12 protein-coding genes are annotated in these 10,602 nt (G+C 73.6%); 6 read left to right on the forward strand and 6 right to left on the reverse strand.

Features of this window, described 5'->3' with window-relative positions; genetic code table 11:
- On the forward strand, positions 1-761 hold a 761-nt coding region (locus ACJOT3_RS27025), incomplete at its 5' end, for a PEP-utilizing enzyme (protein ID WP_406975932.1).
- Here ACJOT3_RS27025 and ACJOT3_RS27030 read toward each other — a convergent pair.
- Positions 746-988: a macro domain-containing protein gene (locus tag ACJOT3_RS27030; protein ID WP_406975933.1), complete on the reverse strand. Its 243-nt coding sequence runs from the start codon at positions 986-988 to the stop codon at positions 746-748. The genes ACJOT3_RS27025 and ACJOT3_RS27030 overlap by 16 nt on opposite strands.
- Before the next feature lie 110 nt (positions 989-1,098).
- Between ACJOT3_RS27030 and ACJOT3_RS27035 the strand changes: the two genes are divergently transcribed.
- Complete coding sequence (locus tag ACJOT3_RS27035) at positions 1,099-1,518, forward strand: MarR family winged helix-turn-helix transcriptional regulator (protein ID WP_406975934.1); 420 nt, start codon at positions 1,099-1,101, stop codon at positions 1,516-1,518.
- Positions 1,519-1,562: 44 nt separating this feature from the next.
- Here the strand turns inward: ACJOT3_RS27035 and ACJOT3_RS27040 are convergent, their stop codons facing one another.
- Both ACJOT3_RS27040 and ACJOT3_RS27045 read right to left on the reverse strand, forming a co-directional pair.
- Positions 1,563-2,123 carry a GNAT family N-acetyltransferase gene (locus ACJOT3_RS27040; RefSeq protein WP_406975935.1) on the reverse strand — a complete coding sequence of 187 codons (561 nt, stop codon included), beginning with the start codon at positions 2,121-2,123 and terminating at the stop codon, positions 1,563-1,565.
- Positions 2,124-2,223: 100 nt separating this feature from the next.
- On the reverse strand, positions 2,224-2,871 hold the full coding sequence (locus tag ACJOT3_RS27045; protein WP_406975936.1) for a TetR/AcrR family transcriptional regulator: 648 nt from the start codon (positions 2,869-2,871) through the stop codon (positions 2,224-2,226).
- A 70-nt stretch (positions 2,872-2,941) separates the two neighbouring features.
- Between ACJOT3_RS27045 and ACJOT3_RS27050 the strand changes: the two genes are divergently transcribed.
- Positions 2,942-3,628 carry a GAP family protein gene (locus tag ACJOT3_RS27050; RefSeq protein ID WP_406975937.1) on the forward strand — a complete coding sequence of 229 codons (687 nt, stop codon included), beginning with the start codon at positions 2,942-2,944 and terminating at the stop codon, positions 3,626-3,628.
- Between the two features lie 97 nt (positions 3,629-3,725).
- On the forward strand, positions 3,726-5,609 hold the full coding sequence (locus ACJOT3_RS27055) for an ABC transporter ATP-binding protein (protein WP_406975938.1): 1,884 nt from the start codon (positions 3,726-3,728) through the stop codon (positions 5,607-5,609).
- Between the two features lie 86 nt (positions 5,610-5,695).
- Here the strand turns inward: ACJOT3_RS27055 and ACJOT3_RS27060 are convergent, their stop codons facing one another.
- The 3 genes from ACJOT3_RS27060 to ACJOT3_RS27070 form a co-directional block, all read right to left on the reverse strand.
- Positions 5,696-6,238, reverse strand: coding sequence for a sugar O-acetyltransferase (locus ACJOT3_RS27060; protein WP_406975943.1), 543 nt, complete (start codon positions 6,236-6,238; stop codon positions 5,696-5,698).
- A 155-nt stretch (positions 6,239-6,393) separates the two neighbouring features.
- Complete coding sequence (locus tag ACJOT3_RS27065; RefSeq protein WP_406975939.1) at positions 6,394-7,566, reverse strand: acyltransferase family protein; 1,173 nt, start codon at positions 7,564-7,566, stop codon at positions 6,394-6,396.
- 38 nt (positions 7,567-7,604) lie between these two features.
- A complete protein-coding gene (locus ACJOT3_RS27070) occupies positions 7,605-8,225 on the reverse strand; it encodes a TetR/AcrR family transcriptional regulator (protein ID WP_406975940.1) in 621 nt (206 codons plus the stop codon).
- Between the two features lie 311 nt (positions 8,226-8,536).
- Here ACJOT3_RS27070 and ACJOT3_RS27075 point away from each other — a divergent pair, with 311 nt between their 5' ends.
- Together ACJOT3_RS27075 and ACJOT3_RS27080 are read left to right on the forward strand one after the other, a co-directional pair.
- Positions 8,537-9,154 (forward strand): class I SAM-dependent methyltransferase, encoded by a 618-nt coding sequence (locus ACJOT3_RS27075; protein ID WP_406975941.1) that lies wholly within the window; start codon positions 8,537-8,539, stop codon positions 9,152-9,154.
- Positions 9,155-9,383: 229 nt separating this feature from the next.
- Positions 9,384-10,448, forward strand: coding sequence for a hypothetical protein (locus ACJOT3_RS27080; RefSeq protein WP_406975942.1), 1,065 nt, complete (start codon positions 9,384-9,386; stop codon positions 10,446-10,448).
- The last annotated feature ends 154 nt before the right edge of the window (positions 10,449-10,602 follow it).

Genomic DNA, 10,602 nt, shown 5'->3' on the forward strand with positions numbered 1-10,602 from the left:
CGATGCTCGCCGAACTCTCCGAGCGGGCGCGCCGCGCCCGTCCGGTGCGCGGCCGCATCGCCGCCTTCTTCCTGCGCCGGGCCCGCGAGCTGGCCGGGCTGCGCGAGGCGGGCAAGTTCGCCGGACTGTACGCGCTGCGCGACCGGCGCCGCCGCCTGCTGCTGATCGGCGCCCACCTCCAGGCGCGGGGGCTCCTGGAGCGCGCCGACGACGTCATGTTCTGCGACCTGCCCGAGCTGCGCGCCATCGCCGAACACGGCCACGACCCGCGCGATGCGATCACCCAGCGGCGCACCCGCCACGCCCGGGAGCTGCGCCGCCGCCGGGTCCCCGTCGCCCTGCTCTCCGACGGCACCGACGTGGAGGCCCTGCTGCCCGCCCGCACCTCGGGCGGCCCCGCGCTCACCGGCGCGGGCGCGGCCCCCGGACGGGTCACCGGCCGCGCCCGCGTGGTCCGCGACCCGGCGAAGGCGTCCGTCGAGCCCGGCGAGATCCTCATCGCGCCCACCACCGACCCGGGCTGGACGCCGCTGTTCCTCACCGCGGGCGGCCTGGTCACCGAGACCGGCGCGGTGATGGCGCACGGGCCGACCGTGGCCAGGGAGTACGGCATCCCCGCGGTGATCTGCGTCCCCGACGCCACCGAGCGCATCCGCACCGGTCAGACGATCACCGTGGACGGCGCCGCCGGAACGGTCACCGTCCACGAACCCGCCGACCGGCAGCCCGCCGACCGGTCCGCCGGTCAGTCCACGTCGTAGACGGTCACCGCCACGCCCCGCGCGCACAGGGCCCCGCGCACCAGCGGCTCCACGCGCTCCCACCTGCCGCCGGCCAGGCCGCAGCCGACGCGCGGCATGTGCACGGTGGCGCCCGGCTCCAGGGCGTGGTCGGCCACCGTGCGCAGGCCGGTCGCGATGGCCTCATAGCGCACCGGCGGCCCGCCGCCACCGCGGAGGATGCGCAGCGGGGCGGGGGTGTCGGACATGTCGGTCACGTTAGCGGGCGGGTAGGACGTACACGGGGGAAGACACCGGACCCATAAAGATGTATCTTTACCGGTGTCGATAGTAAGTGACTGTCTCCAAAGGGGGAGAGATGTCGGACCTGCCCATCGGCTACTGGCTCAAGCACCTGGACCGGCTCATCGAGAACGACTTCGACCGGACCCTGGCCACCGAGTCGCTGGGCCGCCGCCACTGGCAGGTGCTCCACTCCCTGTACGAGGAGCCCGGCACCCTGGCCGACCTGGACCGCAGGCTCGCCGCGTTCCTGGACGAGAGCGAGATGAGCGCGGCCCCCGCGGTGGAGGAGCTGCGCCGGCGCGGCTGGCTGGAGGGACTGGTCGCCCTGGAGCTGACCGCCGCGGGCCGGCGGGCGCACGAGGACCTGTTCGCCAAGGTCAAAGCATCCCGCGAGCGCATCTCGCGCGGTATCGGAGCCGAGGAGTACCGGGCGGCAGTGGACGTCCTGGAGCGGATGTCGGCCAACCTGGAGGCCGGAGCCGACGGCTCCTGACCCGGGGCCGCCCCGGCGGTCGGCGGACCCGCCGGTCCGCCCCGCTAGGCGGGAAGCTCCCGGGTCAGCTCCACAAAGGCCAGGTCGTCGCGGCGCGGCAGCCCGAGCGCCTCGTCCCCGTAGGGGAACGGCTCGGTGCGGCCGGTGTTGGTGTAGCCGCGCCGCTCGTACCAGGCGATCAGCTCCGGGCGCTGTTTGAGGACCTTCATGCGCATGAGGCGGCAGCCCCACTCCTGGGAGGCGGTGCGCTCGGCCTCGGCCAGGACGCGCCGCCCCAGGCCGCCGCCCTGGATGTCGGGGCGCACCGAGAACATCCCGAAGTAGGCGCCGTTGACCCCGCGCTGGAGCTCGCAGCAGGCCACCAGGGCGCCGTCGGCCTCGGCGAGCAGGATGAGGGTGTTGGTGCGCTCCAGCAGCGCGGCCAGCCCGTCGGCGTCCACCCGCTGGCCTTCCAGCAGGTGGGCCTCGGTGGTCCACCCCTGGCGGGAGGAGTCGCCGCGGTAGCAGGAGTTGACCAGCTCGACCAGGGCGGGCACGTCGGCCCGCTCGGCTCGGCGGTAGGTCAACTCCGGACCGGTGGCCTTCTCCGTGCTGCCCGTGCTCACCCGTGCCTCCCCCGTGGTGTGTAGCTGGGCTCACACCCTAACGGCCCGAACACAGTGCCCGGAATCCGGACCTTCACCACATCGACCACCAAAGGTCGATTCAGCCGCCATTCTCCGCGTTCTTCTCACGGTGGGCGGCCGCCTCGGCGACCCGGGCCAAAAAGGCGCGCAGCCGCCGGCGGCAGTCCTCGGGGTCGGTCATGCCGGGGGTGACCATCAGCTGCAGGGCCAGGCCGTCCACGATCGACTGCAGGTGCTGGGACCACTCCTCCACCCAGGGGTCGGCGTGGGGGCGCTCGGGGTCCTCCCCCACCTCGACCCCGGCCAGCGCCGAGACCAGGTGGCGGTACAGCCCGCGCTGCTGCTGCCAGCGGCGATCGCGGTCGCGGTCCTGCTCCTTGAGGATCCCGGCGGACTCCCAGGCCCGGTACTCGGCCCGGCGCTCGTCGTCCAGCGGCACCAGCTGCTCGGCGTAGGCGGCCACCCTCTCCAGCAGGGGCAGGCCGGGGTCCAGGCGCTCGTGCAGGCGGGTGATCCGCTCCACCGCCCGCGCCTCGGACAGGTCCATCGCGAACAGCAGCAGCTCCTCGCGGGTGGGGAAGTAGTGGCGCAGCGCCCCCGGCGACCAGCCCGCCTCGGCGGCCACGGAGCGGATGGACACCCCGGCCGGGCCCTGGGCGGCGACGATCCGCCACAGGGCGTCGGCGAGCTCACGGCGACGTTGTTCATGGTCGACGATCTTCGGCATGCCACCTTTTTAACACATCCGTGTTATTTTATTTCGCACAGCCGTGTGAAAAAGCTAGGAGGAACCCCCCGTGCCATCCCTGAACGTCCTGCTGCCGGTCGCCGGACTGGCCCTGCTGGACACCCTCAGCCCCGCCGTCATCGGCGTCTCCCTGTTCGTGGTCCTGAGCGGATCGCGCTCGGTCGCCCGCCCGCTGCTGGCCTACCTGGGCACCGTCGCCGCGTTCTACTTCGCCCTGGGCTGCGCGCTCATGCTCGGCGCGGGCCTGGCCCTGGACCGGGTCGGCGACCTGCTCGACGACACCGCCCTGGGCTGGGTCCTGACCGCCGCGGGCGGCGCGGCGCTGGTGTACTCGTTCTTCATGTCCACCGAGCCGCGCACCCGGCGCCCGGACTCCCTGCGCACCGGGGCGATGATCGCCCTGGGACTGGGCACCGGCCTGCTGGAGGGGGCCACCGCCCTGCCCTACTTCGGCGCGATCGGCATCATGACCACCGCCGGCCTGTCCCCCGCCGCCTGGCTGCCGATGCTCGCCGCCTACACCCTCGTCATGATCACGCCGGGCCTGCTCCTCTACCTCGGCCACCGGCTGCTGGGCGAGCGGCTGCGCCCCCGCCTGGAGAAGTGGCGGACCAAGGTGGAGTCGGGCGGGCGCGAGGCCCTGCCCTGGATCGTGGGCATCGTCGGCTTCCTGGTGCTGCGCCAGGGACTGTGGCTCACCGGCGCCCTGGAGCGGTTCGGCGTCCTCGTCGGCTGAGCGCGGAGGCGCGGGCGCACGGATTGACCTCAACATTGGTTGAGGTCATAGCGTTCCCGTATCCGCAACCTCCCGCGAACGGAACCGGTGACCGCCCATGAGCATGGAGATGGCCGCGTGGAACTCGATCTACCACGCCATGCACGCCCGCGAGGACCGCAGTCCCTTCTCCTTACCGGTCCTGCGCCGCATCGCCGCCTTCGCCCGGCCCCACACCCGCGTCCTGACCTGGTTCCTCGCCCTGAGCGTGGCCGTGGCCGTCTTGGCCGTCGCCTCCCCGCTGCTGGCCGGCCGGGTCGTGGACACCATCGTCAACGCCGGAGCGCCCCGCACCGTCCTGCTGCTGGCCGGGCTCATCGCCGCCGTCGCCCTGCTGGAGGCCGCCCTGGGCCTGATCGTGCGGCGCCTGTCCGCCGGGCTCGGCGAAGGCCTCATCCTGGACCTGCGCACCACCGTCTACGACCACGTCCAGCGCATGCCGGTCGCGTTCTTCACCCGCACCCGCACCGGAGCCCTGGTCAGCCGCCTCAACAACGACGTCATCGGCGCCCAGCGCGCCTTCAGCAGCGTCCTGTCCGGAGTGGTCAGCAACCTGGTCACCCTCGTCCTGGCACTGGCCGTGATGCTCACCCTGTCCTGGTGGATCACCCTGGCCGCCCTGGCCATGCTGCCCGTGTTCGTCTACCCCGCCCGCCGCATGGGCGCCCGCCTGGCCCGCATCGAACGCGAACGCACCCAGCACAACTCCGCCATGAGCACCCAGATGACCGAGCGGTTCTCCGCACCCGGCGCCACCCTGGTCAAGCTCTTCGGCTCCCCCGAGCGCGAATCCGCCGAGTTCGCCCGCCGCGCCGACCGCGTCCGCGACATCGGCGTGCGCACCGCCATGGTCCAGGAGGTTTTCTTCACCGCCCTGACCCTGGTCTCGGCCCTGGCACTGGCCCTGGTCTACGGGCTGGGCGGCTTCCAGGCCCTGTCCGGCGGCCTCGACGCCGGCACCGTCGTGGCCATGGGCATGCTGCTCACCCGCCTGTACGCGCCGCTGACCGCCCTGGCCGGGGCCCGCGTGGAGGTCATGAGCGCCCTGGTCGCCTTCAGCCGGGTCTTCGAGATCCTGGACCTGAAGCCGCTGGTGCGCGAGGTCCCCGGCGCCGCCGACCTGGCGCCCGGCCCGGTGTCCCTGGAGTTCGACCGGGTGTCCTTCTCCTACCCCGCCGCCGACAAGGTGTCCCTGGCCTCCCTGGAGGAGGTCGCCGTCCTGGACCCCTCCGAGGGCCGCGAGGTCCTGCACGAGGTGTCCTTCACGGTCGAGCCCGGCACCACCGTCGCCCTGGTCGGCTCCTCCGGGGCCGGCAAGTCCACCATCGCCCAGCTCGCCCCGCGCCTGTACGACCCCGACTCCGGCACCGTCCGCCTGGGCGGGCACGACGTGCGCGGGCTGTCCTTCGCCTCGATCCGCTCCGCGCTGGGCATGGTCACCCAGGACGGCCACCTGTTCCACGAGACCATCCGCGCCAACCTCACCCTGGGCCGCCCCGACGCCGCCGACACCGAGATCTGGGACGCCCTGCGCCGCGCCCGCCTGGCCGACCTGGTGGCGTCCCTGCCCGACGGCCTGGACACCGTCGTGGGCGAGCGCGGCTACCGGTTCTCCGGCGGGGAGCGCCAGCGCCTGACCATCGCCCGGCTGCTGCTGAGCGACCCCGAGGTGGTCATCCTGGACGAGGCCACCTCGGCACTGGACTCCACCTCCGAGGCCGCCGTCCAGGCCGCCCTGTCCGAGGCCCTGGAGGGGCGCACCGCCCTGGTCATCGCCCACCGGCTGGCCACCGTCCGCGCCGCCGACACCATCCTGGTCGTGGAGGACGGACGCATCGTCGAACGCGGCGACCACACCGCGCTGCTGGCCCTGGGCGGGCGCTACGCGGAGCTGTACCGCACCCAGTTCGCCACCGGGGAATCCACCGCCGCGGCCTCCTGACCGGGGCCCGCCGACCCCGTCCCCCGGTGGCGCCACACCGGGGGACGGCCCCCTCTCCTCCACGCCGGGCCGGGGGCGGGTCCCGGTCAGGCGTCGGGGTCGATCTCGCGGATCACCCGGGCCGGGTTGCCCACCGCGACCACGTTCGCGGGCAGGTCGCGGCTGACCACCGCACCCGCGCCCACCACCGTGTTCTCCCCGATGCTCACCCCCGGGCAGACGATGACGCCGCCGCCCAGCCACACGTTGTCGCCGATGGTGATGGGCTCGGCCGCCTCCCACTTGTCGCGGCGCGGGCCCGGCTCGATCGGGTGCGTGGGCGTCAGCAGCTGCACGTTGGGGCCGATCTGCACGTCCGCGCCGATCCGGATCGGCGCCACGTCCAGCATCACCGCCCCGAAGTTGGCGAACGAACGCGGGCCGAACGTGATGTTGGTGCCGAAGTCCACGCGCAGCGGCGGCCGGATCCAGGCGTCCTCGCCCAGCTCCCCCAGCAGTTCGGCCAGGACCTCGCGGCGGCCGGGGTCGTCGACGGAGGCGTTGTTGAAGCGCGCCATGAGGCGCTCGGCGCGCATGACGTCGGCCTGGATCTCGGGGTCGTCGGCCTGGTAGAGCTCACCGGCGAGCATGCGTTCCTTCTGGGTGGCCACACGGGTCCTTTCCACGGGTCTGCTGAATCCACGGCGTCTCGATCCCCGCACCCTAGCGGCCCCGGCCCCTGGCGGGCACGCGAAAAAAGGGGGCCGCCCCACACGGGACGGCCCCCTCACCCCTGGTCAGATGGTCAGAGGATCTTCTTGGCACCCGGGATCGCCCGGACCGCCGCGGCCAGCGCCCAGCAGCCCGGCACCGCCAACGCGGACAGGCCCAGGAACTTCACCGCCGCCGGCGCCTCCCACCCGGCCAGCAGCACCCCTCCGGCGACCAGCACCAGCGGGTGCAGCACGTACACCGCGAACGCGTTGTCGGACAGGAACCGGGCCACCGGGCCGCCGCCGGTGACGAACCGGCGGAAGAACACCAGCAGCGCCAGAATCGTCCCCACCGACTGGAAGGTCTCCAGCACCATCAGGACCAGCGCCTGCGGGGTGCCCGCCGCGACCTCGGCCCCGCCGGCCAGCACCCCCTGGCCGACGAAGAACGCGACCAGCGCCACCAGCGCCGTCACCGCCCCGTACCACCCGGCCGCGCCGGGCAGGCGGGTGAACCAGTTGTGGCGGAACGCCACGACGCCCACCACGAACAGCGCGATGTACTGGGGCAGGTAGTTGGGGCTGGGCAGGCCCAGGATCGGCCAGTAGTACGGCGACGGGTTGACCCACCGCCACAGGAACGACACCGCGGCCAGCGCCAGGGTGAACCCCACCACCGGCCACAGCCAGCGCAGCCGCGCGCCGTCGGCCGGGCGCGGCGCCGGCTCCTGGGCGCGGTCCCGGCGCAGCCGCCGGATGAGCGCGTAGGCCAGGCCGAAGACCAGCAGCACCTCCACGAACCACATCGGGCCCGGGTCGTAGGACACGATCGCGAACAACCAGAACGGCATGTCGCCGATCAGGCCCTCGGCGGCCGCGCTCTGGTACGGCGGGATCATCAGCAGCGGCCGCACCAGCAGCACGAACAGCAGGAACGGCACCCCCAGGCGGACCAGGCGCTCGCGCACGAACCCGCGCCCGCCCCTGCGGTCCGCCGAACCGGGCGTGAAGTAGCCCGCCAGCAGGAAGAACAGACCCATGAAGTAGGTCTGGTTGAGGATGATGAACAGGTCCAGCAGCCCGGCCGTGGCGTCCCCCACCGGCTCCAGGTAGAACCACACCGGGATGTTGCTGTAGGTCAGGGCGGCGTGGTGGAGCACGACCAGGACGGTCATCGCCACGCGCAGGTTGTCGACGTAGTGCAGGCGGGTGCGGGGCACGGAGCCGGGTCCGGTGGTCGTGTCGGGTGGGGCGTGCTGTGACATGGTGTCCTCGTCCGAAGGGGATGTGGTGTGCGCGGGGCTCAGTCGGAGCGCACCGCGCGTACTAGCAGGTCGGCGAGCTCGCCGGCGTGGGCGAGCAGGTCGGTGTCGGGGCGGGCGATCCAGTAGCCGAACATCGCGTCGATGGACGCCTGCTGGGTGACCGCCATGACCCGGACGTCGAAGGGCCGCATCTCCCCGCTCTCCTGCCCCTGCCGGTAGAGCCCCTCCATGGACTCGTACAGGGGCTCGGCGGCCATGGAGCCGTAGATGGGGACCCCGTCGGCGTCGCGGTGGTGCACGAAGATCTCGGTGAGCGCGCGCAGCCGCTCGGGGTGGGCCAGGGCGTACTCGGCCACCCCCAGGACGTGGGCGCGCACGACGTCGAGGGTGCTCTCCTGCTCGGTGAGCCGGGGCACGAGCGTTTCGGCGATGTCGGTGTAGACCGTGGTGACCACCTGGTCCATCAGCTCGTCCTTTCCGGCGAAGTGGTAGGAGATGACGCCCTTGCTGACCTGTGCCCTGGCCGCGATCCGGGCCAGGGAGGCCTTGGGGTAGCCCGCCTCGGCGATGGTCTCGATCGCCGCCGCGATGATCTGGGACCGGCGGGCCTCCTCGATGAAGGACCTTTTCTGACCGTCCGTCTCATTTTTTGACCGCATGGCCAGAATCTAGCACGGGCGGCCAGGAATCCATCGGGGATGACCCTGAGCCGCCCCGGACCCGACCCGGGGCCGGGCCCGAGGCATGGCCGGGGTGGGTCCGGGGGCGTCGGCACGAGCCTGGCCGAACCCGGTTCGGCGAACAATGCCGCTTTCGGCAACGCCGGATAACCCGAGGCTTATGGATGGGGGCGAAGGGGGCCGAGGGCCGTGCGGAGGCCCGGGACGAGGCCGCAAGGGGCGGGGCTGGAAAGGGGGAGGCCCGGAAAACCCCTCGCCCGGGCCCCGGCCGCCCGGCTAGCGTCCCCGGCATGGACCAGGACCCCAAGGAGACCGTGCGGCGCGGCTACGACGCCCTGTCCCACCGCTACGACGAGGCCTTCGGCGGCGACACCAAGTACGGCCCCTGGATCACCGACCTGCTCGACCGACTGCCGGAGGCGGCCCGGGTGCTGGACCTGGGCTGCGGCACCGGGGTCCCGGTGGCCCGCGACCTGGCCGCGGCCGGGCACCGGGTGCGCGGGGTGGACATCAGCGGAGTGCAGATCGCCCGGGCGCGCGAGCTGGTGCCCGCCGCGGAGTTCGACCGGGCCGACGCCGCCGCCCTGGACCTGCCCGAGGAGTCCCTGGACGCGGTGGTGTGCCTGTACGCGCTCATCCACCTGCCGCTGGCCGAACAGCCCGCGCTGCTGGGCCGGATCGGCCGGTGGCTGCGCCCGGGGGGAACCCTGCTGGCCACCGCCGGACACCGCGCCTGGACCGGGACGGACCGGGACTGGCTGGGCGGCGGCGTCCCGATGTGGTGGAGCCAGGGCGACGCCGCCGACTACCGGGGGTGGATCACCGCGGCGGGGCTGGCGGTGGAGGCCGAGGAGTTCGTGCCCGAGGGGGAGACCGGGCACGTCCTGTTCCGCGCCCACCGCCCCTGACCAGGCATTTCACGCTTGTCCACAGGGGGTGGGCGCCCCTGGAGAAACCGGCGGGGGCGCAGTATCCTGATAGTCGGCGCCGTCCCGCGCCCAACCCCCGGTTCCGGTGCCCACGCCGCCGGCTGAGAGGGGGCAAAGGGGACCTTCGAGTCCTCGGGACGCCGGTCTGATGTGCCCTACCGGCGGGGCGGACGAGCGTGGGTCGGTCCGCTGTCGCCGAGGAGCCGTCATGACCAGGCACAAGTCCTTCAAGCAGCAGGTGCGCACCCGCATGGCCAAGACCGGGGAGAGCTACACCGCGGCCCGCGCCCACCTGATCCCCGACGGGGCCGGTCCCGTGGCGGAGCAGGTCCGCGCGTCCGGGCCGGGTGCCCCCGCCATGGCCGAGACCGCCGCCTCCCGCCTGTCCGCGCCGCCCGCCGACGGGGTCCGGGCCGCGGCGAACAGGACCGGGAAGAGTACCCCCGCCGCCATGGCGGAGACCGCCGCCGCTCGGCCGCCCGTCGACCAGGTCCGGTCCGGGGAGAGCACTTCCGCCACGGCTCCGGAGGCGGCCGCCGTTCGGCCGTCCGCCGAAGGGGTTCGGCCCGGAGAGAGTAAGCCTGCCGTCACCGGTCCGGAGACGGCCACCGCCGCCCACCTGACCGCCCCCGGGTCGCGACCCACGCAGGAGGGGCGCGGGGAGACCGCGACCACGCAGAGCGTTCCCGCGGAGGGCGCCGGGGCCGCCGGGACCACCGCCGCGATGCGGGCCCGGGTGTCCTCCGAGGCGGTGCGCGAGCGCACCGGCCACGACTACGACGAGTGGTTCGCCGTGCTGGACGCCTGGGGCGCCACCGGGCGCACCCACAAGGAGATCGCCGCCCACCTGGTCGAGGAGCGGGGCGTCGCGGGCTGGTGGGCGCAGTCGCTGACGGTCGCCTACGAGCAGGAGCGCGGGATGCGCGCACCCGGCCAGCGCAAGGACGGGTACTCGGCCACCGCCGCCAAGACGGTGCGCGCGCCGATGGAGGAGATCTTCGCGGCGTTCGTGCGGCAGGAGATCCGCGAGCGCTGGCTGGCGGGCCTGGAACTGACGGTGCTCTCGGACACCCCGCCCCGGCGGGTCACCGCCGACCTGGAGGACGGCACCCGCGTGGTCCTCTACCTCACCGCCAAGGACACCGGCCGGGTGTCGGTGGCGGTGGAGCAGTCCCGGCTGGCCGACCCGGAGTCGAGCGCCCGGGCCAAGGAGTTCTGGCGCGAGCACCTGGGCCGCCTCAAGGCCCTGGTCGAGCCAGACCCCCGAGCCTGACCCCTCGCAGGTCCGGTGCGGCCGCCCGTACGGGCGGCCGCACCGGGAACACCCCGCCTCCACCGCGGCCCCGGCCCGGGCGGGGGCGCGCCCGCCTCCCGGAGGCGACCGGCGCACCCCCGCCGATGGCACGGCAACGGCATTCGACCAGGCC

Origin of the sequence: Nocardiopsis protaetiae, assembly GCF_045446735.1 — a bacterium.
In the GTDB taxonomy this organism is placed as follows: domain Bacteria; phylum Actinomycetota; class Actinomycetes; order Streptosporangiales; family Streptosporangiaceae; genus Nocardiopsis; species Nocardiopsis protaetiae.

What these genes read in the sequence shown, in the direction of transcription:
- ACJOT3_RS27030 (WP_406975933.1), bottom strand. Translation starts at nt 988, where the DNA reads ATGTCCGACACCCCCGCCCCGCTGCGCATCCTCCGCGGTGGCGGCGGG.
- ACJOT3_RS27035 (WP_406975934.1), top strand. Translation starts at nt 1,099, where the DNA reads ATGTCGGACCTGCCCATCGGCTACTGGCTCAAGCACCTGGACCGGCTC.
- ACJOT3_RS27045 (WP_406975936.1), bottom strand. Translation starts at nt 2,871, where the DNA reads ATGCCGAAGATCGTCGACCATGAACAACGTCGCCGTGAGCTCGCCGAC.
- ACJOT3_RS27055 (WP_406975938.1), top strand. Translation starts at nt 3,726, where the DNA reads ATGAGCATGGAGATGGCCGCGTGGAACTCGATCTACCACGCCATGCAC.
- ACJOT3_RS27060 (WP_406975943.1), bottom strand. Translation starts at nt 6,238, where the DNA reads ATGCTCGCCGGTGAGCTCTACCAGGCCGACGACCCCGAGATCCAGGCC.
- ACJOT3_RS27065 (WP_406975939.1), bottom strand. Translation starts at nt 7,566, where the DNA reads ATGTCACAGCACGCCCCACCCGACACGACCACCGGACCCGGCTCCGTG.
- ACJOT3_RS27070 (WP_406975940.1), bottom strand. Translation starts at nt 8,225, where the DNA reads ATGCGGTCAAAAAATGAGACGGACGGTCAGAAAAGGTCCTTCATCGAG.
- ACJOT3_RS27075 (WP_406975941.1), top strand. Translation starts at nt 8,537, where the DNA reads ATGGACCAGGACCCCAAGGAGACCGTGCGGCGCGGCTACGACGCCCTG.
- ACJOT3_RS27080 (WP_406975942.1), top strand. Translation starts at nt 9,384, where the DNA reads ATGACCAGGCACAAGTCCTTCAAGCAGCAGGTGCGCACCCGCATGGCC.